The organism is Microcoleus sp. BM001215392 (genome assembly GCF_036700185.1).
Taxonomy (GTDB): domain Bacteria; phylum Cyanobacteriota; class Cyanobacteriia; order Cyanobacteriales; family Microcoleaceae; genus Microcoleus.
Genome location: NZ_JAUBOJ010000072.1, coordinates 1 through 22,370, shown reverse-complemented (window position 1 = coordinate 22,370; position 22,370 = coordinate 1). Strand labels below are relative to the sequence as shown.

Genomic DNA, 22,370 nt, shown 5'->3' with positions numbered 1-22,370 from the left:
AGATAAACGCAGATAATTTTAGGGTGTTTTCCGATTTTTGCAATTCAAGTCTAATGATTCCGAGCGTGCTAGCGAGCTTAAGAACTCGCATTCCACTCGGAAAGTCAAAACTGGCACGCAGGAACGGCAAAAACTGATTGTTTTTGCCTTAATTGATCCATTTTGTTGAGCTTAGCCGTCATCTTTACGATATCTTTGCAAATTTTGTAGTGTTTTTTACGAATCATTCAAAAAACCTGAGCTAGAGTAGAAGTATAAACCTTCTTAAGGCAAAACTTAGGAGGGGAGCAAGGCTTCATGGGGAATAATCTATGAAAACGGTATTAGAATCCATTCATTTGGACTATGCTTTCATGTTTACTTTCAAAAAAGTAAACTCGATTAAGCTCGAAGGTTTCCAGCCATTTTTTAACGATATGCCAGTCGATCCTTATATTAAAGGCAAGTATCGTTCCAGAAGATTGTCGCGGTTTGTCGTGAACGGGAATGAGTTAGTTAAGTTACCTCACGGCTATTTGTTTCAAAGCAAAGAGTACAATCCGGTGGTGGGCGACATCCGGCGGGAATTTGCCGAATTGGACGATCGGCTAATTGCGCTCGATAACTTCAAACAACTGATTTTTGCCTTTTTCGATTCATGCAAAATTCACCCGGAAGCCGAAATCGGAGTGCATCAAATCAGGACGAGTTGTTCGCCGAAAAATTTCGGCAACCCCGCACCAGAAGGCATTCACCAAGACGGTACTGACTTTATCGGGATTTTCTCGGTCGATCGCACTAATATTGTGGGCGGGGAAACGCATTTGTATTTGGCGAAAAAAGAGAAGCCTGTTTTTAATAAAATTCTGCATCCGGGAGAATTGCTGTTAGTCAACGATCACGAGTTTTTCCACTTTACTACGCCGATTAAACCGGAAGTAGAAGGAGTCGGAACCAGAGATGTATTTGTGATCACTTCTCCGAGTTTGCTTACCGATTGAAGAAGTTAGAAAATTTAGCGTCTTTCGTTCGTAGTGAGGACTTTAGTCCTCTCTCTAGCTTTAGTGAATCAGGACTAAAGTCCGAACGATCAAACATGAAGTTCGTAGTGAGGACTTTAGTCCTCTCTTTGGTTTTTAGCGAATCAGGACTAAAGTCCGAACGATCAAACCTGCGTATAGCAACTCACAAATAACTTCTATCGAAACTTCCGTTCAGATTCTTGAATTGGAACATCATTAATGCTGGCTTCACGTCTTCGCATTAACCCGTTTTCGGCAAATTCCCACTGTTCGTTACCGTAGGCGCGATACCAGTAGCCCGAATCATCGTGCCATTCATACTCGAAACGAACAGAAATTCGATTATCTGTAAAACTCCAGAGTTCTTTCTTTAAACGGTAATCTAATTCTTTTGCCCATTTTCGTGTTAAGAAAGCTTTGATTTGTTCCCGTCCGCTGAAGAATTCGGCGCGGTTTCTCCATTGAGAATCTTCTGTATAAGCTAGGGCTACTCGTTCTGGATCGCGGGTATTCCAGGCATCTTCGGCAGCTTGAACTTTGGCTTTAGCTGTTTCCAGCGTAAAGGGCGGTAAGGGTGGTTTGGTTTCCATAAATTCTGTTGTTTGTGACTGCAAGGAAGGTGCCTCAGACTTATGATTTGTGGGAAATAATAGGGGTGACACAATCCTGTGGGGTGGGCCAGAAGAGCCCGCCTTTTCTGGACGGGCGAGACGCCCATCCCACAAGAACTCTCACGCATTGTAAGTTTTTAATTCTCGTTCCTAATCTCAAATCAAAAAATCGAAAATCTCAAATCGTCCTAAGTTCCTGCTTTTAATTTCTGCATAGTTTTCTGAAATCTGCTCAGCAGAAATGCTAGAAACAGCCATTGAGCAAGGATTCCCAATCCCACAAAAGGTATTGCTGTTGGTTTGTCGAACTGCCAAAACCCATAGCCGAATAGTGTCCAAAGTGCGGCGGTTGCAGGAATGCGATCGGGGATGAGTTCCCAAGATCGGAGCATTAGGGGAGCAGCGATCGCCCAAATGCTGAATCCAGAGATCGCCCACGCCCCTGGATAGCGAATTTTCGTCGCATAAACTTGTTGCAGGAAGGTGGCGTAGATTAAGATCGTATTCGTCGTACACAGAACTAACAGATTTGTTTCTACAAGTTTTTTAGTGCCGATAGCTATCCAAAATAGCCAGGGTACTAACAGCGCGCTTGCTACGATCAGATGGATAATCACAGCCACCAACAGAGGGCTTCGATCCGACCAAATTAAGCTTTGCCAGCCCGGAGAATCATAGCGTATCCACTCTAATAAAGCTTGGCGTTGAGGGCAGATAGCACACATTAAAACCAGCAGCAGGATCGCGGTCAAAACGTACATAGAGATAGCTGACAACGTGGCGTTATGGGCATTCACCAAGCTTGTGGGCAGGAAAAAGCCGAGAGCGAGAACTTCTATACCAGCTAAAATCGCATAACTTTGCCCTTTGCCGATCGCGCTCGATCGAGGTTTGTTGAAATGCCGCAACAATATTCGCCACAGCAAAAACGCTGTAGTGCCTAGCACCGCTAAACTAAAACTGTGAGACACAAAACCTATGTTGTTAATTGGGAGCAAAAACCACGAAACAACAGGATGTGGGTGTCCGAATATTTCTGAATTCGCCAACAGCGGCCGCCATGTGATGTCGATGTTCCAGCCCATGTACAATGGCGAGATCGCGCAACAGACCATCGCCGCAACTCCAAGGGCTGTTGCTTCTGGTGGGTTCCCCCTTCTCTGTGTTTCACTTGGCAGCAGCCCGCAGAGCATCACTGCGCTGTAGCATATAGCGCATCCAGGTGCGAGCATCAGATAGACGCTGGCAATCAGGGGCAGCGAAACCCCCGCTTGCAAGCCGGCGAAGCAGTGCAGGGGAACCATCAGCCCTAGGGAAATATACAGCAGTACGGGAACGCCCAGGATTTTACCCAGCAGAATCTGCCACGCCGGACACGGACTCAGCCGAATAAAATTCAGAGTTCCCCGTTTCTGTTCATGTCCGATGTCGTTGACTATCGAATAACTTCCGAGGGTAAATGTTACATAGGGCAGCATCCAAGTGATGATTTTCCACAAGTCCAGCCAGTGGGTTTCTGGGACGGGGCGGGAATTTGACGAGGCAATCACCACTAAAATAATTTGGAAGATGACCGAAAATGAGACGGCTGCAATCACTGTTTGGGGTTTGAGTCTACCGCGAAGTTCCCGCAGCAGTTGCGGATTCCAGTTACCTAAACGATCGATCAAAACTGTGTTTGTCATCGGAGAATAGATAGATAGGATTGTTGACTGTTTCTGTTCGCTGTGCTGTCTGTTCTTCAGTCCCGCTAAAACCAATTCAAATTTTTTTGGTACTGGAGGCGGGCGATCGCACGCTCAGTATAACTCCGAGGCCATCAGATTCGCTCAATCCTCAGCATCCGGATCGATGCCCATTGCTCGCAGTCGATCGGCTAACTGAGCGGCTTTTCGCTCTGCTTGTTCGGCTTTTCGCTCCGCTTGCTCGGCTCTTTGGCGTTCTTGCTCGGCCCTTTGCCGTTCTTGCTCGGTTCTAGCCCGCTCAATTTCAACTTGTTCTGAGCCAATTAACAGCAAATTCCCTTGGGAATCCCACCACCGCAGCCAAAGCATTTCTTGATTTTGGTAACTTCCCTGCCAAAGTCCCAATTCTACATCTAATACAGGAATGGGATAGTGACCGCGTTCGTTTGGCTCGATCCTGCGATAGACAAAATCTATCAGGTGATAGACTTCTAAATTGCCCGTTTTAACTTCATAAATGCCGTAGTAAGGAATGCGAATAATTCTTTCGTAAACCCAAAACTTACCGGGTTTAGTCGTGGTACCGTCAGCGGCCACAGACAAGGGAGTGCGATCGCGCTCTTCATCTCCATTCCCGCTAGCAAACTCTAAAGCAATGAACGGAGCCATGTGTTCCCGCCAAAATACATAAGAACGGCGATAACCGTCGATTGTTGGCGGTACGTTGGGTACATAAAACCAATCCGGTGCTTCTGCACCTCGCTCTGGCGGGTCAGTTTCTCGCCAGTAAATGCCACAATCTTGCCCGATCGCATATTGTCCGTCTGGATGCAGCCGCTCTACCACCGGCCCGATCGAATCTGTCAGAATGATACTCTGGGGATGCTCCTGAAAATTCTTCACAAATGTACCGTCTTCCTCTGGCAGTTGGGTATGATCGGGGAATGCAGGAGGCAAACCTGTAGCAGTTATTGTCTCGTCCATCGTCGTTTCCCGTGCAGTTATTGTCAATTGTAATCCGAAATTTTAGCAATCTAATTTTATATTTCAGCTAATATTAGCAACCGCCAGCTATTGTTAGGGGTAAGGTGCGCCATAAGCACCCTACTGCTATTAACTAAAGCCAGCCAACCACAGCGGCAGCATCAGCAGCAAACCCACAGAAGTGAGGGCGATGCTGCTAGCTAACATATCGCGATCGAGTTCATATATTTCTGCTAAAATCAGCACCGAAAGAGCCGTGGGCGTTCCCGACATCAACACCAACACGAACCTCGGATCGCCGCTCAATCCAAAAAAACTAGCACCCAATCCGATCAGCACCGGCACAATTACCACTTTTAACAGCGACGGGATTAACGCTAGTTCAAAACTTTGCCATGTTTTAATAGCCCTCAAGCGGATGCCAACCAGCACCAAAGCACTAGCAATTACCGCTAAAATTGCTGTCTGCAATCCCGATTCTACCGTCTCAGGTAGGGGGATACTTCTCGTAAAAAAACCAATGATAAATGCCCACAGAGCGGGAACTGTCAGCACGTCTCGAAGCTGAATCCACCAGTGATTATTTTCGTCGGAATTGCCGAAATAGCTGGCAATAAATACACCAAAACCGTAGCTGCCGATCACGTTGTTGGTGACGCTGTACAAGACGGCCCAGTTGTTGTTATCGCTGCTGACGATCGCGGGGGTAATTGCTAATCCGACAAAGCCGGTATTGCCTAACATCGCAGCTAGGATAAAACTGCCTTGGCTCGATCGCTTCAGGGAATGTATATTTAATAAAAATAAATTAACCAGGGAATTTTTTCCCTGAAAATATGGTTTTTTGATGTGGGCTGCACTCAGCCGCCGTAATAACAGCCAAGTCAACCAAGCTAAACTCGTACTCAGAAATAACACAAATATGGCGATCGCCGGCGTGAATCCCACAGCACCGGAAAAATCGCTCTGACGGGCTAAAACTGCAATTTGCAGCGGTATCCCAATCCAGAACAGAAAACGGCTTAGCAGCTTGGGAAAATCAACTGGGATGTACCGAAATATCAGCAGTCCCAAGCCTGTCCAGATAACTAGAGGCGTATAAGCGTGAAATAATGTCTCAATCATAAAAACTTAACTTGACAATTTGAAATGCCTCTATCGATTAATAGTAAGGCTAAAATTAGTTGAAAAAGCGATTTATCGTTAACGCAATCTCCGTATAGGCGGCCTGCGCTAACGATTTGTCTTGCATTTTTCATTCCTTATGTGCAGTATTTTCCTGTCGTTTCCTTCACACCGAAACACCACGATCCTAAATCTGCTGATTAGCTGGCGCCGCTCAATTCAATTTCAAAGCATTAACAGGCACATCATCCCAAGAAGTAACAGTCCGCAAAGTAGCAACCCAGCCCTGCTGTTTTTGCTCAGCAGTCAAATTGCTTTCAAAAGATTCATGGCATTGCTTGGCTTGAGTCTCATCGCCACAAGCAATGCAAGCATAAAGAATACCCGACGGGTCGATTTGCTCGTTTACCCAAATAATCACGATCTGCTCTCTCAATCAAAATCTACTGTCACTTAAATTTTCCTATATTTTTGCCAATTATTTACTAGGATTTACGATACAAAAAATTCACCCGCGAGGTGCCCAGAAACTGGGTTTTTCGCCAAAATGCAGAGGTTGCAAACCCCAGAACCCAGCAAAACCAGGTTTCTGACAATTGACCCGCGAGGTGCCGAGAAACTGGGTTTTTCGCGAAAATACAGAGGTTGCAAACCGCAGAAGCCCAGCAAAACCAAGGCGATCGCAGTCGGAGCGCGATCGGCAACTGATACAATCACTTCGAGGCCAAACTCGCCAAAGACTCCCCCGCCACCCGGCAAATCCGCCAGTCGGGCATCACATCAGCACCGATACCCTTGTAAAATCCGATCGCCAATTCATTCCAATCAAGCACACTCCACTCCAAACGCCCGCAGCCCCTTTCCACCGTCAACCGCGCCAAATAAACAATCAAAGACTTACCAATACCCCGCCCGCGAAACTCAGGAAGCACAAACAGATCCTCCAAATAAATCCCCGGCTGAGTCAAAAAAGTAGAATAATTGTAAAAAAATAGGGCCCAGCCTACGATCCGATCTTCGCATTCTGCTAGAATTGCTTCAGCAAAAGGGATCTCGCCAAACAAATGATTTTCCAAATCAACCGCATTACCAGTTACAGCGTGAGATAACTTTTCGTACTCAGCTAAAGCCTTAATCAACTCAAACAGCAGCGGCACATCGGCGCGGGTAGCCGGACGCAAAATCACCTCATCAGACATAAATCAATCAGTAGTAAGCGACAATCCAACATTAAAATACCATTATTTCTTAGTCCGCGTCCGGCGGACGAAAGTTTTTGTAGTAGCGGTTTCAACCGCCGAATGATCGAGGGGGTGGCTCCTCGTTTAATTATTTCAACCAGCCCTTCAACCGTTCCGTAACTTGAGGACGGCGGAGCTTTCGCATAGCCTTATTTTGAATTTGACGGACTCGTTCGCGAGACAAATTAAACAAACTGCTAACCTCTTCTAAAGTGTAAGGTTCGCCAGTTATCAAACCGTAACGCATTGCAACAATCTCTTTTTCCCGTTCAGTCAAAATACTGTCCAACACCTCCAAAATATCTTGGCGCATCATCATCTCATTCATCTGAGCTTCTGGAGATTGCGTTGCACTATCTTCAATAACATCCAAAAGTTCCGAACTTTCTTCTGTGCCGATGCGGTGGTTGAGAGACAGAGATTGTCTGCGTACTTGCTGGAGGTAACGAAGTTGTTCGGCAGTAACTTCCATTTCTTTAGCAAGTTCAACTTCAGTAGGATTGCGTTGCAGAGAACGCCTCAAATCCCGATAAACTCTTTTGAGTTTATTTAACTGTTCAACAATGTGCACCGGCAACCGAATTGTCCGCCCTTGATTGGCAATCGTGCGGGTAATTCCTTGGCGAATCCACCAATAGGCATAGGTAGAAAATTTGTAACCCTTCTCAGGATCGAACTTTTCGGCGGCTCGATTCAAACCCAAAGCTCCTTCCTGAATTAAATCAAGAAAAGGCACGCCCCGGTTGAGATAGCGTTTGGCGATCGAAACCACCAAGCGCAAATTCGAGCTGATCATTTTTCGTTTCGCCGACTGACACTGGTAGCGAATCTGTTGCAGTTGAGTTTCGCTCACTCCCAGAGCTGCGGCGAGTTCAGCTTTTGTGGGTACTCTGTCCAATTCCAGTTTTAAACGCTCTTCTAGTTCCTGAAGGGCTACCAATTCTTGAACGCGGCGCGCCAACTCCACCTCTTCGGTGGCAGTCAGTAGAGGATAGCGAGCCATTTCTTTGAACAAAGCTCCCACGGGATCGTCGGCAGACCAACTGTTGTATGCTGACGATTTAGTTACCGTCGGACGATCGATCTCGGTGTCCTCATCCTCTGCGACTGCGAGTGAGGCTTCGGATTCCACCGCAAAACTGCCTAGGTCAGATTTTGCCATATAGTGCTTGGTGTCCGTGGGATGATTTGAAAACTGTCCCTTCACTTTAACCAATTTAATCAAAAATTTCCGAAATCCACCTAGAAGTTGGTGACTGATATCAGATTGCCCCAATTTTATACATTTTTATTGAGTTCGAGCCAGTAAAGGAGCGGCCTGCAATAACTGCTGAGTATAAGGGTGCTGCGGATTAGTAAAAATCTCCCGAGTCTTGCCAATTTCCACAATTTTTCCCGCATTCATTACCGCAATGCGATCGCAAAAAAACCTCGCCACCCACAAATCGTGAGTAATAAACAGATAAGTCAAATTAAATTCCTGCTTCAACTCCAGCATCAGCTCCAAAACCTGAGTCTGCACGCTAGCATCCAGCATACTCACTGGTTCGTCGCAAATAATTAGTTGCGGGCGAGTAATCAAAGCCCGGGCGATAGAAACCCGCTGCTGTTGTCCTCCTGACAGTTCCCCCGGATAGCGGCGAAAGAAATCCTCCCCTGGAGTCAAACCCACCCGCTCTAACATTTGGATTACTTGTTTTTTAGCTTCATCTCCCTTAGCTAATTTGTGAATCAACAAAGGGTCAGCAATACTTTGCCCGACAGTCATCATCGGATTCAAGCAAGCGTGGGGATCTTGAAATACCATTTGCATTTGGCGGCGGTGTTTCCTCACAGCATCGGGACTGAGAGCCGTGATATCTATGCCTTGAAATTCAACTTTGCCGCCAGTCGGAGGAATTAGCCGCAAAATCGATCGCGATAACGTACTTTTTCCGCAGCCGGACTCCCCTACCAGCCCCAGGATTTCTCCCCGTTCTAGCTCTAAACTAACACCGTCTACGGCTTTAATTAGCTGCCGATTCCTCGAAAATAATTGGTCTAATAAATTGCTTTCTAAACTGTAGTGCTGCTGCAAATTCGTCACAGTCAACAGAGGCGAATTTGTTAAGTTTGTAGTGAGGACTTCAGTCCTTCTTTCCTCCGATGTTAACCCTTTACCCGAATCAGCTTGAATGTGCAAAGCTGCTTTCAGGAGCGATCGAGTATATTCGTGTTGCGGCCGTTCAAAAACATCCAACACCGGCCCCGTTTCTACGACTTTGCCGCCGTACATCACCGCAATGCGATCGCAATACTCAGCCACCATCGCCAAATCGTGAGAAATCAGCAAAATCGCCGTTCCCCTTGAAGCACAAAGTCGGGTTAATTCCTGCAAAATCTGAGCAGCGACAGTTACATCCAAACTCGTCGTCGGTTCATCCGCCACAATTAATTTTGGATCGAGCAAAAGAGCCAAAGCAATTGCCACCCTTTGACGCATTCCGCCGCTAAATTCGTGGGGAAATTGCGACCAGCGAGAGGCCGGAATTTTCACAGCATCCAAAATCTCGATCGCCCGTTTCTTAGCTTCCTTGCGATTCAAATTCGGTCTGTGAGCCTGCAAAGTCTCGATGCAGTGTTCCCCAACAGTCATCAAAGGATCGAGACGAGTCATCGGATCTTGAAAAATCAACGCCACAGCTTCACCCCGAAAGCGTCTCAGCCGCGAAGCATCCATCTCAAACACCGACTCTCCCCCAAAACCAACCCGCCCCTCAACCAGCGTCGAATCTGGCAGCAACCGCATCGCCGCCCTACCCAAAGTTGACTTACCGCACCCAGACTCCCCAACTAATCCCAGTTTTTCCCCCGGTTCCAGCGCCAAGGAAACCCCATCAACGGCCCAACCGGATTGGCCCCGCCGCTGAGGATAAGCTACTCGCAGATTTTCAACCGAAAATAGAGAAGAGTCATTAGTCATTAGTCATTAGTCCTTAGTTATTGGTTATTACTTATTGGTTATTAGTTATTGGTTATTGGTCGTATCATGTGCAGTCATATAATCTTCAATAGTTAATCGTTTGTAGTTAGAACACGGAGTCATCGATCGGTGACTGGAGAACTGTTATCCTTACTACAAACATTTTTTTTATGACAAGATACCAGACATGATATCAGTTGTTATTTGTCAGACATTTGTCACTTACTTGTTACTTCTTACTTGTTAGGGGAGCATCTCAAATTTGCAAAAAAGCAATTTCTTTACAGTGCTGTCCCCGAAAATCGAGTGTTGGATAGATCGCGATCGGGGACAGCACTGTAAAATCAAAACTGAGATGCTCCCCTTGTTAGTTGTTAGTTATTAGTCAGTATCTACCAATGACAACTAACAACTAACAACTAACAACTAACAACTGACAACGAACAACGAACAACTAACAACTAACAACGAACAACTAACAACGAACAACTAACAACTGACTAAATTTCCCTTCGCTTCAACTCAGCTCTCCGCAATATGTAAGTAGCCGCACAATCAGCGTGGGGATGGTCTGCTAAAACTTCCGCTAGTTCCAATACATATCCGGCGATATCCGGGCCGAGTTTCTCAGTCAGCACTTGACGTTCCCGAGCAGCGAGTTCTTGCACGCGGGCCTTAGCTTGCCAATTGGGAGAAAACATCTTGTCAATCTCGGTGTGGAATCCCAGACTTTCGAGAATATCCCACTCGCCGTTATCGCACCAAATTCCCCCGCATAGCATACAGCGCTCTATGTAAAACGGCACTCTGCTAAAGGGAACTTTCGCCCGGGACAGATAGTGACCGTCTTCGGGACACAGTGCTGCTTTGCTGTCGTAGGGAGACGGCGTGAATTCTATGCCGAGAGTGCCTGTCGCCTGTGGCTTCTCGGATTTGTTGTACCACTGGCTGTGTTCTTTCTGCCAAGCTTCGTATTCTCTGCCCGGAATCCAGATACCGTAACAGTTGGGACACCACTGCACCGACATACTGCCGGCTAAGGTGCCACCGTCTAAGTTGGGATGTTTACATTTTGGACATTCCACCGCTTTATTTCTCCTTGCCTTATCTATTCCCTGTTAATTCAGTTATTAATTTTGCATCTGGACGGGCCCGCTCAGCACCAGAATTTTTTTGCAGCACCGCACCGCAGTAGCCAATTAGCGTGTTAAGTCGCTCCGCAGTCGCAGTTTGCCTCGCGGATGCTGTCGCTGGCTGCTTTGCGGCTTGTAAAAACGTGACATCTGTCCCCAATAACCGCAGTTGCTTGTGAATTTCTGTCAAATATGACTGTTCTGGGGGGGGTTCTGAGGTGTCTAACTCAGCGCTGGGGACTCTCATAATTTGGTTGCCGAAAAATTGTTGCACTTTTTTGTATTCGATCGCCAGCGCTGCCCGATCGACCTTATCCTGTGTAACAGTTCTTTGTAGCTGTTCGAGTCCCTGCTGTAATTCTTCGTAGCAATGGCGGCGGTATTCGGACAATATCATGATTTTGTAAACAAGTTTGTCTTTATAATGAAAGTAGATTTTTGCTGAAGGTTGGCTCACATTAAGGGCAGCCGTGCCTTTTTGCAGCAATTCCCTGTTTTTTGAGAAAATTTCATCACTGGGGGCGTGACTCGATCGCTCTGGCTTCTGCTTTGAGTTGAGCGTTGCCTGTAAATGCCTTTAGCCCGCTCCACCAAAAAACAGGTACTGTGTCCCAATGCTCGCTAGAGTCGATATCTTCAAATTTTCAGCCCTAGTTCCAGATTCATCTGTCGAGTCAAATCTCAAATCTCAAATTGACTGACCTCCACTGCTACCGCCAAAATATCCCCATTTTACCCGATCGATCGACCGCTGCTGCGGCAGTGGGGTCACTATATTTTCCTACCTGCGAGGGGGGGCAGCTCGCAATTAGATAGGTATAGTTAACAGAAAAATTGACTATTTTTTTGAATTCCAAATTGTGGCATTCAATTAGTTTAGTATAACTAAACACATAATTTCGGCAATTCAACCGAAAACTGGCATTTAACCATTTGTATTTCTAATTTTTAAAGGTGTACCCCATGAACGCAAACACTCTGACTCCCTCGAATGCGATCGATCCTTGCATAGTTCCCGATTGGCTGCAAGAATGCCTGAATGCTCGATCGCAACCTGACGAAGCCCCAAATCCCAATTGTACGACGGACAACGGCTTAATTTGTCGGGCTTTTGAATTTGCGCGCGACTTGCACGAAGGACAGTACCGCAAATCTGGAGAACCTTACATTTGCCATCCGGTAGCTGTAGCTGGAATACTCCGATATATGGGCGGAAACAGCGCCATGATTGCCGCTGGTTTCCTCCATGACATTGTGGAAGATACAGATATTACTCTCGAAGAAATAGAACAGCGGTTTGGGGCAGAAGTGCGACAGTTAGTCGAAGGAGTCACCAAGCTTTCTAAGTTTAATTTTTCCAGCAAAACAGAGCGTCTTGCCGAAAATTTCCGCCGAATGTTTCTAGCCATGGCTAAAGATATTCGCGTGATTGTCGTCAAACTCGCAGACAGGCTGCACAACATGAGGACTTTGGAGCATTTGTCCGAAGAAAAACAACGCACCATTGCTCTAGAAACCAGAGAGATTTTTGCTCCCCTGGCTAACCGTTTGGGTATCGGGCGCTTTAAGTGGGAATTGGAAGATTTAGCCTTTAAATACCTGGAACCGGAAGCTTACCGCGAAATTCAGGACTTGGTGGCAGTCAAGCGAGCCGATCGAGAAACCCAACTCGCAGAAGTCACAGATTGTTTGCGAGAAAGGCTTGACAATTTAGGCATTAAATGCTACGAAGTCAGCGGTCGTCCCAAACATTTGTACGGGATTTATGGGAAGATGCAGCGCCGGCAAAAAGGCTTTAACCAAGTGTACGATATTGCTGCGGTGCGGATCATAGTAGAAAGCAATGATGACTGTTATCGCGCATTGGCGATCGTCCACGATTCATTCCGCCCAATTCCTGGCCGCTTCAAAGACTATATCGGTTTACCAAAAGCCAACCGCTATCAATCGTTGCACACCGGAGTAATCGGCACCAGCGGCCGCCCCATCGAAGTACAAATTCGCACCGTAGCAATGCACCACATTGCCGAATACGGCATAGCCGCCCACTGGAAATACAAAGAAACAGGCGGTTCCAATACCACAGTCACCGGCGACGACGAAAAATTTACCTGGCTGCGACAACTGCTAGAATGGCAAACCGATCTCAAAGACGATCGCGAATATTTACAAAGCATTAAAGACAACTTATTCGACGAAGATATCTATGTTTTCACTCCTAACGGAGACGTAATTGCCCTCAACAGCGGGTCAACACCCGTAGATTTTGCCTACCGCATTCACACAGAAATAGGCAACCGCTGCACCGGCGCCAGAGTCAACGGGCGAATGGTGACACTAGACAAGGTATTAAAGAATGGCGACATTGTAGAAATCTTAAACCAAAAAAACGGTCATCCGAGCTCCGATTGGCTGAATTTTGTCAAGACAAACGGAGCAAAAAACCGAATTCGGCAGTGGTTAAAGCGATCGCACCGAGATGAAAATCTCGCTCGCGGGCGGGAATTGCTGGAAAAAGAATTAGGCAAAAACGGTCTAGAATCCTTGCTGAAATCAGGGCCAATGCAATCGGTAGCTCAGCGGTGCAACTACCACAGCGTCGAAGATTTAATCGCTGGTTTGGGCTACGGCGAAGTCACCCTAAATCTCGTAGTCAACCGCCTGCGAGATTTAGTAAAAGTGCAGCAAAAAATAGAAGCTGCACCCGGAGGAATGCAGGAATCCCCCGTACAAATACCTGCATCGACGACACCCAAGCCCGTACCGAGTTCATCTCCAAGCAAATCGCCGATCGCAGGTGTAGAAGGATTGCTGTATCATTTAGCCGGCTGTTGCTGTCCGATTCCCGGCGAATCAATTATTGGAGTTGTGACTCGCCTTCGCGGAATTTCGATTCACCGCCAAGGATGTTCAAATGTTGAGAATGTACCGGGAGATAGATTAGTTCCCGTGAGTTGGAATTCCACCAACCGCAATGAATCTCGACCCAATACTTATCCGGTGAACATTCAAGTCGAAGCCCTCGATCGAGTCGGAGTTCTCAATGACGTATTATCGCATTTAAAAGACAACAAAGTCAACGTCCGCAGCGCTCAAGTCAAAACATATCCGGGATTGCCGGCATTAATTGACTTGTGCATGGATATCCAGGATAAAGAACAGTTCGAGCGGACTTGTATGCAGATTAAAAATATGAGCGATATTTTGAATTTGCGCAGGCTGAGCGAAGCTGAGTGAAGGAACTTAAGAGAAAATTTACCGCATGGTACAACTTAGCCTTGACTCCGTGATTCCTTCTGAAAAGCTGACGAACTATTTATTAATCCGGCTTCCTAAAGATGACAAATCTCAGTTTCTCGCTCGGGGTGGTTACGATCTAGAAAACTGGCAGCAGCTCGATCGAGATTTGAGAGTCCAGATACTTTCATTGGAAGCGGAGCCAATGACCAACACAAAATACGGTCAAAAGTACATGATTCGAGGCAGTTTAACAGGGCCAAACGGTAGAACTTTACAAGTCAAAACCGTTTGGATAGTCACTCCATCCGAAACGAGATTTGTTACATTAGTTCCTGATTAACAAGAGGTAATCCGCCATGAAATTTGCACTTTTTTCACAAGTAGCATTGCGCGAAGACATCCCGAATTACAATCTAAAAAAAGGTGCTATAGCAACTATTGTTGAGCATTACCCGATGCCGGAAGGTCAAGAAGATGGTTATAGTTTAGAGGGTTTCAATGTCGAAGAAATTACAGTTGAAGTTGCCGAGTCCCAGATTGAATCAATCAAAGCTCCTGTTTTGCAGCTTGGAAAATATTGATTACCATTCGCCTTCCACCATCCTCCGATGAGAGCGACTCATCTTGCGAAGCAAAACTTGTTCTTCTTCAGAGAGAGGTGCTTCGCAAGCAGCATTAATTTTTTCTAACAGTTGTTGATTTTCGCGACGGCGGATAAATTCTTCAAGCGCTATTTCGATCAAAAGACTCTGCGAAATTTGCATCTCGCCAGCTAATGTTTCGGCTTGTTCAAATAAAGATGCTGGCAATGAGATAGCAGTTTTGACAGTTGTCATAGCTTTATACCTTCATTTATTTATATGAGTATAACTGTTAGTATAGCCGGCGACAATACGGCACGGCAAACAGACAGAACAATGAAACTCTTTATTTTGCGGGAGCGACAGGCTTTGACTCGCCAAACTTTTGCTGCAAAAACTGCCGCGCTACTTGTGCGGCATCCTGCTGTTTTCCATCAACTTGATAGTTGAGATTCCGCATATCTTCCTCGGAGATTTTGCCGCCCAATTCGGCGAGCAATGGACGCAATTCTGGGTATTTCTCCAAAATTTGCGATCGCACTACCGGCACAGCTTCGTAGGGCGGGAAATAGTTCTTATCATCTTTGAGCACTACCAAACCCAAACTTTGAATCAAACCATCTGTAGTATTACCAGCAATCACATCTACTTCTTTTTGTTGCAGCGCTTGATAAAGCAATCCTAACAGCAACTCCTTCGGTTCTCCAGCAAATTTAATCCCGTAAGTTTTAGCCAATCCGGGAAAGCCATCTTCTCTATCTTTGAATTCCGGGCCGAAACCAGCGCGCAATTTTGGCGCAGCCTTGCTTAGTTGCGAGAGGGTTTGTAAGTTGAGTTTTTTGGCATCGTCTCCCCGCACAATAATCGCAAAACTATTATTAAATCCCAGCGGTTCCATCCATTCGGCTTTATACTGTTTGGGATATTCTTGTTTGAGGTAAGCGAGGACTTTTTTGGGGTCAGAAATCGGCTGTTGTTTGAGAATGTTGGCAAAAGCTGTACCCGTATATTCGACGTACAAGTCGATTTTACCTGCTGTTAGGGATTGATGGCAAAGCGAGCCTCCGAGGTTGAGTTCGCGTTCTACTGTAATATCTGTTTTGGCTTCGATGTGCTGTGCTAAAATTTCTGCGAGGATGACTTGTTCGCTAAAGTCTTTCGAGCAAACAACAACTTGTTTCTGAGAACGAGAATTGCAACTTGTGACTGCGAACAAGCAAAGCAATGATAAACAGGAAGATAAAAAATTGCTTTTTGATATTTTCATTTTTTTATTGTAACATTTATGTATAGATAGAGGATAAAATATGCTATTGAGTGTCAGCGATACGATCCGGGAGCAGCGACAATTTTTTGCTACTGGGAAAACTAAAAATGTGGATTTTCGGATCGAACAACTCAAAAATCTCAAAAGTGCGATCGCCTCCAATCAATCACGGATTGTGGATGCTGTCAAGGCAGATTTGAACAGGCCCGAGTATGAGGCTTATTTTGAAATTGCTGCGATCGCAGAAGTTAATTATGCCATCAAAAACGTTGAATCGTGGGCCAAGCCGAAAAAGGTGCCAACATCGATCGACCAATTCCCCGCCTCAGCCCGCATTTACCCGGAACCTTTGGGCGTCGTTTTAATCATCGGGCCTTGGAATTACCCGTTTCAGCTCATGATATCACCGTTAGTCGGGGCGATCGCCGCCGGTAACTGCGCCATCCTCAAACCCTCAGAAATCGCCTCGCACACCTCGGAAGTTGTGGCGGATATGATTCTCACAGCCTTCGATCCCGCCTACATCGCAGCCATCGAAGGAGGAGTCGAAATCAGCAAACAATTATTAGCCGAAAAATTCGACCACATCTTCTTTACAGGCGGCACAAAAATCGGTAAAGTAGTCATGGAAGCTGCCGCCAAACACTTGACACCTGTCACATTAGAATTGGGTGGCAAAAGTCCTTGCATTGTAGACTCAGACATTCAAGTTGAATATACTGCAAGACGGATTGCGTGGGGCAAATTCATCAATGCCGGTCAAACTTGTATCGCTCCAGATTACCTGTTAGTTGACAAAAAAGTTAAACCCGCTTTGATGCAAGCAATCAAAACATCAATTCACGAGTTTTACGGCGACGATCCACAAAAAAGTCCCGACTATTCGCGAATTATCAATCAGCATCATTTAGGACGTTTGGCAGAGTTTATCAAAGATGGTGAAATTGTCGTTGGTGGCGAAACTAACGCCGAAGACAAATATATTGCGCCGACGGTAATTGACAAGGTTTCCTGGGATTCGCCGGTGATGCAGGATGAGATTTTTGGCCCGATTTTGCCCGTTTTGGAGTATGAAGAGCTCTCAGAGGCGATCGGCCAAATCAACGCCCGCCCCAAGCCCCTAGCTTTGTATTTGTTCTCGAAGGATAAGGAGAAACAAGAACGAGTTTTGCGCGAAACTTCTTCTGGGGGAGTTTGTATCAACGATACGGTGATGCAAGTGGGAGTGACAACTTTGCCGTTTGGGGGAGTTGGCGACAGCGGGATTGGAAGTTATCACGGAAAAGCCAGTTTTGACACTTTCTCCCATCAAAAAAGCGTGCTGCAAAAGTCGTTTTTACTTGATTTAAAATGGCGGTATGCTCCCTATCTAGGCAAGTTGGATTTGATTAAAAAAGTCATTGGTTGAAAGTCAAAGTCTAACTCTTTCTTGCCATCATGTAGGGTGCGCAGTGCGCACCTTACACCTATAAAATTGCGAATCAAAATGAACGATAATTTACCCGAAATTTTAGCAGAAATCCGCCACTACTTTCACGAAGTTTACGGCGAAAGACTCGTGCAGTTAATTCTCTACGGTTCCCAAGCCAGAGGAGATGCGAGACAAGACTCTGATATTGACATTTTAGTTGTGTTGAACGGGCAAGTTCATGCTGGCAAAGAAATTGCTCGCACCAGTGAATTTATTGGTGCTTTGTGCTTAGATCGTACTGTAGTAATTTCTAGTGCTTTTGCATCCGCAACACGTTTTCAGCAAGAGAAAAGTCCTTTCTTTCTAAATGTTCGCAGAGAAGGAGTATTGATTTGATACCCGAACAAATTGCTCTGTTAACAAAAGCAGGTGAAAGCTTGCGGGCAGCTAGGTTATTAGTAGCTAATGCACTTCCTGACTTTGCAGCGTCGCGCGCTTATTACACGATGTTTTATGTTGCCGAAGCTTTCTTGCTGGGTGAGGGTTTAAGTTTTTCCAGTCATGCTGCTGTGATTTCGGCATTTGGTAGAGATTTTGCTCGTACAGGCAGGGTGCCGGTGGAGTTTCACCGTTACTTAATTTCTGCTCAAAATCTACGAAACCAAGGTGATTACAATATCGATCCAGCCATTCCCGAAGATGAGGCTAATCAATATAATCGCCCAAGCCGAACAATTTTTAGAATTAGCACAACGTCTGCTGGGAGATTTGCCAGATTCTTGATAATGATTTCACGCGATAATCCTTGTGCAGACTCCGCGCGAGACTCAGAAACCGGGTTTCTTCAGACAATCTCGTGAGGAGGCGTAAATTGTCGCAGAAACCCGGTTTCTTGGACTAAGCGCGTGAGGCCAGGTGAAACCGGGTTTCTCCTTTTCTAATCAATGCTGTGCCATTCTTTCTCGATTTTCTCCACATCCTTCGCCGCTCCCAATTGTTGAAATATTTGATGTGCTGTATCGTAATGTTGTTGAGCAATTTCTGTGTTGCCGCGCTTGCGGTGGAGTCGTGCAAAACAGTAATTAAATTCGGCAATATGCCAAGTCATCCCCAGTTTTTGCATTTTTCCTAAAGCTTCTGTTAACAGTTGTTCTGCTGTATCTATATTGCCTCTAGCGAGCTCATTTTCTCCGAGACTACCGATCGACTTTGCTATCCCTTCGCGATCGCCCAATTCTGTTCTCAATGCCAAAGATTGCCGGTAAAGTCGCTCAGCTTCATCCCATTTGCCGCGATTTCGCTCGATATCTCCCAACACTCCCCAAGAAGATGCCATGCCCGCGCGATCGCCCAAATCTTTTCTCAATGCCAAACATTGCCGGTAAAGTCGCTCAGCTTCATCCCAATTGCCGCGATTTCGCTCGATATCTCCCAACATCCCTAATGAAGTAGCAATGCCGCTTTTGTTATCTTCTTCTTCTGCGATTGATAACGCATCTTTCAAATATGTTTCTGCTAAATCCCAATTTCCAAAATTCCGATTAATTGCACCTAATTCTCTCAAACAATAGGAACGTCGAGTGCCTTCAACATAAGGTAAAATTTGCTCGTGCAATTCTTTTAATAAATTCCAGTATCCCCACCGTCTTAAGTATTCATCTGGGATTAAATAGTAAGCTTCCCCGTAGTTTCCCAACCTAAATGCAAAATGTTGAGCTTCTATAACAGCTTGTAAATCTGCTAAGCTTTGAGGATTGTCCACATTTTTACCAGTGCAGTAAAACTTATAAACACTTTCCAGCAGTCGGGGCATTTCTTCTCTATATTCCCCTTGCAAAAACTCTTCAATCACCCGGTGCAAATCGTAAAAATCCTCACATTTATCCCCGTCATAGCGACTCTGCACCAAATTAGCACCCACTAATCGCTCTAAAATTGCTGCTGTCTCCTCAATTTCTGCCTCTGTAAATTCCGCAGGTTCCTCTAATACTGCTGCTAATTCAAAGCGGCTATCTTGTTCCCAATCATCCGCATACAGCCGCAAAAAAGTTAAACCCTTGACATCAATCGGTACTCGCAAAACACACATCCGACGCAGCAAATCTCTTGCCGCTGCACTTTGCCTTGCCATTTGTTCTTGCAACATCGGTTCCACATTCTTCGTTACCAATTCAGGATGCTTGCGAAAATATCCCGGTCTTCCCTTGCCAAGAGCCACCAATTGATTTAATAAAAAAAGATGACCTTCAACCCGCCGAGATATCCACTGCAAATCAGCTAATTTATCAGTCAACTGTCGCTGCAAAATCTCCACACTCGCCCTCTCATCCACACCTTGCAACACTTCAATATGCACCAATTCGGCATCCGGCGCTAACCCCGGATAGCGCGTATCTGCCAAATCTCCAGGCACTTCCCGGCTGGTTAAAATCGTTTGCGATTGGTGCTGCTGATAAACCAAAGCATTCAGCAACTTACCCCAATCCGGTGAAATCGTGCGATGTACCAGCGACGAATCAAAACTATCTAAATTTTCCGCCTCAACCGCCGGATATAAAATATCTTCCAGGTTGTCAAGTACCAAAAGACAGCGAGTTTGTTGCAAACCAACCATAATTTTGGCAATCTTTTCCTCTGGCTTTTTCAACTCCGCTGCGCCCGGAATTCCCAAACCTTCACTTAACAGAAACCCAGCCACATCATCAAAACTGGTTCCTTTGTATGCCTTGAAATACATCACGCACTCATAACCGCCCGCCAGCAAACTTTTCCCTGCTTGAGAAACCGACTGCTGCCAATTCATCCCCAATCCTTCTACAAGTTTGATTGCCAAACTCGTTTTACCCATACCGCCTTGCCCGACAATCGCCAACACTTTCGGCGGCAAAGTTCCATCCGGCAGAATTTGGACTAATTTAGCAGTTAAATTTGCCACCAATTCATCCCGCCCTTTCCACACAGGCACCGATTGAGGTATCTCAGAAACAGCCACCCTAATTGATTTATCGGGAAGGCAATCTGCCACTACATCAATCTCAGTTTTGCCATCACTATTTTGCCGGCTGCTAATCTGAATACTGATACCTGATGCACCGTCGCAAGCTTTTGCTAACTCTTCTAAATTCGTTGTTTTGTCTTTTTTCTTCCACAACTTCAGAGTAAAATTCCAATTGGGATTACCTTTCCTGTTTGACTCCGGGCGGTTATCCTTCATAATTTTAAGCTCTTTTGTGAGATACTTAGTAAGTGCCTCACCGATATACTTTTTAAATTGCGTGTCAGATGTTGTCTGATTTGGTTTGAAGCTATTTTTATTTTTCAGCAAATGGTGCAGGCCTTCCATCTTCCCCGTGACGTGCAACTCAGTGGTTTTAACTTTTGTGTCAGGGTCAGTAGTTTCCTGCCATTCGGCGCGCAGATGAGTAATGTGATTTCCACCTTCTAATTCATAATCTAGCAGCGCCTCAACCAAATCAATTACTCGCTGCCAAGACTTATCGCCTTTTCCCTGGTTGGTCATAGATTTTCAAAATAAGTTGCTAAAAAAGTTTCGGGAAAGTTTCGGGATTCCCGATACCGAATGACCGTCCCGAATATCCCGAATGCTCATTTTACCACAGTTGCAGCCATTCTTTGACTTCGGGTATCCCGAAATTTCATACTCAATTTAGTTGAGTTTGGGAATGATTTATGGGATTGTCAAAACAGCATGGATGGATGATTGGAGAGGCGATTCTCGGTACTGTAGTCGGTGCCATCAATTCTTCGGCGGGGCTAGTGCTGACTTTTGGGTTAGTGGGTTTTCACCTCTGCTTCGACAAAAAAGAGGAAGAGTTGCGCTGCCATCTGGAACAATTTTTAAACACTGAGGAAGTTTCGAGGCTTCATTCTTGCAAGGGTTGTCCTTTTCGGGAAGGGGCGATTGATGTGAAAAAGGTTGAAGAAGAAGGTGAGTAATATCAAATCAGAAAACTCGGCGGTTGAAACCGCGTCTACACACACAAAGTCCGCCTCCGCGGACTAATGAAAAGCCTAAAACACCTGGTTCTTAGGCAGAACTTCTTAAAGAAATCGGGTATCTAACAGTTAAGTTGAGTTAAAATAATATCAATTTTTATCGTCACTACTTATGTTTCCATTTAAATATCCCGTGCCTCAAACAGAACCGCCAAAATCGCCAAAAGAAACGCTCCCCACGATGTACGATCTACCTAGCGAGAATGCGGAGGAACCTGGTTTGCCTGATGAATTTCACGGCTTGCAACCGCAGTTGCTGAGCTACACTTTCCGCCCTTCCACCTATTCAGCTTCCCAAATATTTACCGGGAGCGACATGAATCTTTATTATGACGTGCGTCACCCGCTTTGGTACAAGCGCCCGGATTGGTTTGGAGTTGTGGGAGTTTCCCGATTGTATGATGAAGTCGATATGCGGCTGAGTTACGTGATTTGGCAAGAGGGTGTGAATCCTTTTGTGATTGTAGAATTGCTCTCGCCGGGAACAGAAAAAGAAGATTTGGGACAAATTGAGGGTGAAGATATACCGTCTGCGCCTGAACAAATAGCAGGAAATGGTAATATCAACCACGAACCGAGTTCGGAAAAGCCGCTGCGGAAATGGGAGGTTTACGAGCAGGTTTTGCGGATTCCTTATTATGTTGTTTTCAGCCGCTACACTAATCGATTGAGAGCTTTTAAATTGGATGGCGCTCGCTATGAAGAATTGGCACTGTCTGACTCGCGCCTGTGGATGCCTGAGATTGATTTAGGCTTGGGTTTGTGGCAAGGTGAGTATCTGGGAGTCGATCGACTGTGGTTGCGCTGGTACGATAGTGAGGGCAATTGGATTCCTACCCCTGAGGAGCGGGCCGAACAGGCACAAGAGCTTGCCGAGCAGGCGCAAGAGCTTGCCGAACAGGCGCAAGAGCTTGCGGAACAGGAAAAACAGCGTGCAGATAGTGCCGAAGCTCGCTTAGAATCTTTGAGGCAAAGACTGCGGGAATCTGGCATCGATCCCGATCGATTCTTGAACGGTTAATACTCAATTGGGCGGGAAAAGACAGAAAGTGCGATCGGGTGCATCTGGTTTTGGAAGCCTGAAGAAGCATGACCGCATATAAGTTATTAGT

Annotated in this window: 23 protein-coding genes; 9 read left to right on the top strand and 14 right to left on the bottom strand. The window is 45.8% G+C overall.

The features are described from left to right. The first annotated feature begins 311 nt into the window (after nt 1-311). On the top strand, nt 312-980 hold the full coding sequence (locus QT974_RS11040; RefSeq protein WP_333468531.1) for a 2OG-Fe dioxygenase family protein: 669 nt from the start codon (nt 312-314) through the stop codon (nt 978-980). 197 nt (nt 981-1,177) lie between these two features. Here the strand turns inward: QT974_RS11040 and QT974_RS11035 are convergent, their stop codons facing one another. The 11 genes from QT974_RS11035 to patD form a co-directional block, all read right to left on the bottom strand. Beyond that, a complete protein-coding gene (locus QT974_RS11035) occupies nt 1,178-1,591 on the bottom strand; it encodes a nuclear transport factor 2 family protein (protein WP_333265700.1) in 414 nt (137 codons plus the stop codon). Between the two features lie 209 nt (nt 1,592-1,800). Next, on the bottom strand, nt 1,801-3,297 hold the full coding sequence (locus QT974_RS11030; RefSeq protein WP_333468530.1) for a hypothetical protein: 1,497 nt from the start codon (nt 3,295-3,297) through the stop codon (nt 1,801-1,803). A gap of 144 nt (nt 3,298-3,441) precedes the next feature. Next, on the bottom strand, nt 3,442-4,281 hold the full coding sequence (locus QT974_RS11025) for a Uma2 family endonuclease (protein ID WP_333468529.1): 840 nt from the start codon (nt 4,279-4,281) through the stop codon (nt 3,442-3,444). Nucleotides 4,282-4,410: 129 nt separating this feature from the next. Further along, nucleotides 4,411-5,406: an AEC family transporter gene (locus tag QT974_RS11020; RefSeq protein ID WP_333468528.1), complete on the bottom strand. Its 996-nt coding sequence runs from the start codon at nt 5,404-5,406 to the stop codon at nt 4,411-4,413. Between the two features lie 214 nt (nt 5,407-5,620). Next, complete coding sequence (locus QT974_RS11015) at nt 5,621-5,827, bottom strand: glycogen debranching protein (RefSeq protein ID WP_333468527.1); 207 nt, start codon at nt 5,825-5,827, stop codon at nt 5,621-5,623. A gap of 71 nt (nt 5,828-5,898) precedes the next feature. Next, nucleotides 5,899-6,123: a hypothetical protein gene (locus QT974_RS11010; RefSeq protein WP_333468526.1), complete on the bottom strand. Its 225-nt coding sequence runs from the start codon at nt 6,121-6,123 to the stop codon at nt 5,899-5,901. Next, entirely contained in the window at nt 6,120-6,605 is a 486-nt protein-coding gene (locus QT974_RS11005) for a GNAT family N-acetyltransferase (protein ID WP_333468525.1), read from the bottom strand. The genes QT974_RS11010 and QT974_RS11005 overlap by 4 nt, the downstream gene beginning before the upstream one ends. A gap of 130 nt (nt 6,606-6,735) precedes the next feature. Further along, nucleotides 6,736-7,809, bottom strand: a complete 1,074-nt coding sequence (locus QT974_RS11000; RefSeq protein WP_333468524.1) for an RNA polymerase sigma factor, RpoD/SigA family — start codon at nt 7,807-7,809, stop codon at nt 6,736-6,738. A gap of 126 nt (nt 7,810-7,935) precedes the next feature. Then, nucleotides 7,936-9,609 (bottom strand): ABC transporter ATP-binding protein, encoded by a 1,674-nt coding sequence (locus tag QT974_RS10995; protein ID WP_333468523.1) that lies wholly within the window; start codon nt 9,607-9,609, stop codon nt 7,936-7,938. Between the two features lie 500 nt (nt 9,610-10,109). Then, a complete protein-coding gene (locus QT974_RS10990) occupies nt 10,110-10,694 on the bottom strand; it encodes a TFIIB-type zinc ribbon-containing protein (protein WP_333468522.1) in 585 nt (194 codons plus the stop codon). Between the two features lie 19 nt (nt 10,695-10,713). Then, nucleotides 10,714-11,139 carry a heterocyst frequency control protein PatD gene (gene patD, locus QT974_RS10985; RefSeq protein WP_333468521.1) on the bottom strand — a complete coding sequence of 142 codons (426 nt, stop codon included), beginning with the start codon at nt 11,137-11,139 and terminating at the stop codon, nt 10,714-10,716. Between the two features lie 566 nt (nt 11,140-11,705). On the opposite strand from patD, the gene QT974_RS10980 reads away from it, so the two are divergent. The 3 genes from QT974_RS10980 to QT974_RS10970 are packed head-to-tail and all read left to right on the top strand — an operon-like array spanning nt 11,706 to nt 14,563. Then, complete coding sequence (locus QT974_RS10980; RefSeq protein ID WP_333468520.1) at nt 11,706-13,979, top strand: RelA/SpoT family protein; 2,274 nt, start codon at nt 11,706-11,708, stop codon at nt 13,977-13,979. 25 nt (nt 13,980-14,004) lie between these two features. Next, complete coding sequence (locus QT974_RS10975) at nt 14,005-14,322, top strand: DUF6883 domain-containing protein (RefSeq protein WP_333468519.1); 318 nt, start codon at nt 14,005-14,007, stop codon at nt 14,320-14,322. A 16-nt stretch (nt 14,323-14,338) separates the two neighbouring features. Beyond that, on the top strand, nt 14,339-14,563 hold the full coding sequence (locus QT974_RS10970; protein ID WP_333468518.1) for a DUF4926 domain-containing protein: 225 nt from the start codon (nt 14,339-14,341) through the stop codon (nt 14,561-14,563). Here QT974_RS10970 and QT974_RS10965 read toward each other — a convergent pair whose 3' ends face one another. Beyond that, nucleotides 14,564-14,818 (bottom strand): hypothetical protein, encoded by a 255-nt coding sequence (locus QT974_RS10965; RefSeq protein WP_333468517.1) that lies wholly within the window; start codon nt 14,816-14,818, stop codon nt 14,564-14,566. Nucleotides 14,819-14,909: 91 nt separating this feature from the next. Further along, nucleotides 14,910-15,830 carry a glycine betaine ABC transporter substrate-binding protein gene (locus QT974_RS10960; RefSeq protein WP_333468516.1) on the bottom strand — a complete coding sequence of 307 codons (921 nt, stop codon included), beginning with the start codon at nt 15,828-15,830 and terminating at the stop codon, nt 14,910-14,912. Nucleotides 15,831-15,870: 40 nt separating this feature from the next. On the opposite strand from QT974_RS10960, the gene QT974_RS10955 reads away from it, so the two are divergent. The 3 genes from QT974_RS10955 (at nt 15,871) to QT974_RS10945 (ending at nt 18,101) form a co-directional block, all read left to right on the top strand. Then, the gene (locus QT974_RS10955) at nt 15,871-17,238 is read left to right on the top strand and encodes an aldehyde dehydrogenase (RefSeq protein ID WP_333468515.1); all 1,368 of its coding nucleotides are present in this window, start codon (nt 15,871-15,873) and stop codon (nt 17,236-17,238) included. Between the two features lie 78 nt (nt 17,239-17,316). After that, the gene (locus QT974_RS10950) at nt 17,317-17,637 is read left to right on the top strand and encodes a nucleotidyltransferase domain-containing protein (RefSeq protein WP_333468514.1); all 321 of its coding nucleotides are present in this window, start codon (nt 17,317-17,319) and stop codon (nt 17,635-17,637) included. Further along, nucleotides 17,634-18,101, top strand: coding sequence for a HEPN domain-containing protein (locus QT974_RS10945; RefSeq protein WP_333468513.1), 468 nt, complete (start codon nt 17,634-17,636; stop codon nt 18,099-18,101). The genes QT974_RS10950 and QT974_RS10945 overlap by 4 nt, the downstream gene beginning before the upstream one ends. Nucleotides 18,102-18,178: 77 nt before the next feature. On the opposite strand, the gene QT974_RS10940 is transcribed toward QT974_RS10945, so the two are convergent. Beyond that, nucleotides 18,179-20,761 carry a tetratricopeptide repeat protein gene (locus QT974_RS10940; RefSeq protein WP_333468512.1) on the bottom strand — a complete coding sequence of 861 codons (2,583 nt, stop codon included), beginning with the start codon at nt 20,759-20,761 and terminating at the stop codon, nt 18,179-18,181. Between the two features lie 170 nt (nt 20,762-20,931). On the opposite strand from QT974_RS10940, the gene QT974_RS10935 reads away from it, so the two are divergent. Both QT974_RS10935 and QT974_RS10930 read left to right on the top strand, forming a co-directional pair. Beyond that, nucleotides 20,932-21,198, top strand: coding sequence for a hypothetical protein (locus QT974_RS10935; RefSeq protein ID WP_333468511.1), 267 nt, complete (start codon nt 20,932-20,934; stop codon nt 21,196-21,198). A gap of 172 nt (nt 21,199-21,370) precedes the next feature. Then, nucleotides 21,371-22,279 carry a Uma2 family endonuclease gene (locus QT974_RS10930; protein WP_333468510.1) on the top strand — a complete coding sequence of 303 codons (909 nt, stop codon included), beginning with the start codon at nt 21,371-21,373 and terminating at the stop codon, nt 22,277-22,279. Nucleotides 22,280-22,370 lie beyond the last annotated feature (91 nt).

Coding starts and splice junctions, on each gene's coding strand:
- QT974_RS11005 (WP_333468525.1), bottom strand. CDS start 6,605: ATGTCTGATGAGGTGATTTTGCGTCCGGCTACCCGCGCCGATGTGCCG.
- QT974_RS11025 (WP_333468529.1), bottom strand. CDS start 4,281: ATGGACGAGACAATAACTGCTACAGGTTTGCCTCCTGCATTCCCCGAT.
- QT974_RS11020 (WP_333468528.1), bottom strand. CDS start 5,406: ATGATTGAGACATTATTTCACGCTTATACGCCTCTAGTTATCTGGACA.
- QT974_RS10960 (WP_333468516.1), bottom strand. CDS start 15,830: ATGAAAATATCAAAAAGCAATTTTTTATCTTCCTGTTTATCATTGCTT.
- QT974_RS10940 (WP_333468512.1), bottom strand. CDS start 20,761: ATGACCAACCAGGGAAAAGGCGATAAGTCTTGGCAGCGAGTAATTGAT.
- QT974_RS11030 (WP_333468530.1), bottom strand. CDS start 3,297: ATGACAAACACAGTTTTGATCGATCGTTTAGGTAACTGGAATCCGCAA.
- QT974_RS10950 (WP_333468514.1), top strand. CDS start 17,317: ATGAACGATAATTTACCCGAAATTTTAGCAGAAATCCGCCACTACTTT.
- QT974_RS11000 (WP_333468524.1), bottom strand. CDS start 7,809: ATGGCAAAATCTGACCTAGGCAGTTTTGCGGTGGAATCCGAAGCCTCA.
- QT974_RS10955 (WP_333468515.1), top strand. CDS start 15,871: ATGCTATTGAGTGTCAGCGATACGATCCGGGAGCAGCGACAATTTTTT.
- patD (WP_333468521.1), bottom strand. CDS start 11,139: ATGATATTGTCCGAATACCGCCGCCATTGCTACGAAGAATTACAGCAG.
- QT974_RS10965 (WP_333468517.1), bottom strand. CDS start 14,818: ATGACAACTGTCAAAACTGCTATCTCATTGCCAGCATCTTTATTTGAA.
- QT974_RS11040 (WP_333468531.1), top strand. CDS start 312: ATGAAAACGGTATTAGAATCCATTCATTTGGACTATGCTTTCATGTTT.
- QT974_RS11035 (WP_333265700.1), bottom strand. CDS start 1,591: ATGGAAACCAAACCACCCTTACCGCCCTTTACGCTGGAAACAGCTAAA.
- QT974_RS10995 (WP_333468523.1), bottom strand. CDS start 9,609: ATGACTAATGACTCTTCTCTATTTTCGGTTGAAAATCTGCGAGTAGCT.
- QT974_RS10930 (WP_333468510.1), top strand. CDS start 21,371: ATGTTTCCATTTAAATATCCCGTGCCTCAAACAGAACCGCCAAAATCG.
- QT974_RS10980 (WP_333468520.1), top strand. CDS start 11,706: ATGAACGCAAACACTCTGACTCCCTCGAATGCGATCGATCCTTGCATA.
- QT974_RS10935 (WP_333468511.1), top strand. CDS start 20,932: ATGGGATTGTCAAAACAGCATGGATGGATGATTGGAGAGGCGATTCTC.
- QT974_RS10970 (WP_333468518.1), top strand. CDS start 14,339: ATGAAATTTGCACTTTTTTCACAAGTAGCATTGCGCGAAGACATCCCG.
- QT974_RS10975 (WP_333468519.1), top strand. CDS start 14,005: ATGGTACAACTTAGCCTTGACTCCGTGATTCCTTCTGAAAAGCTGACG.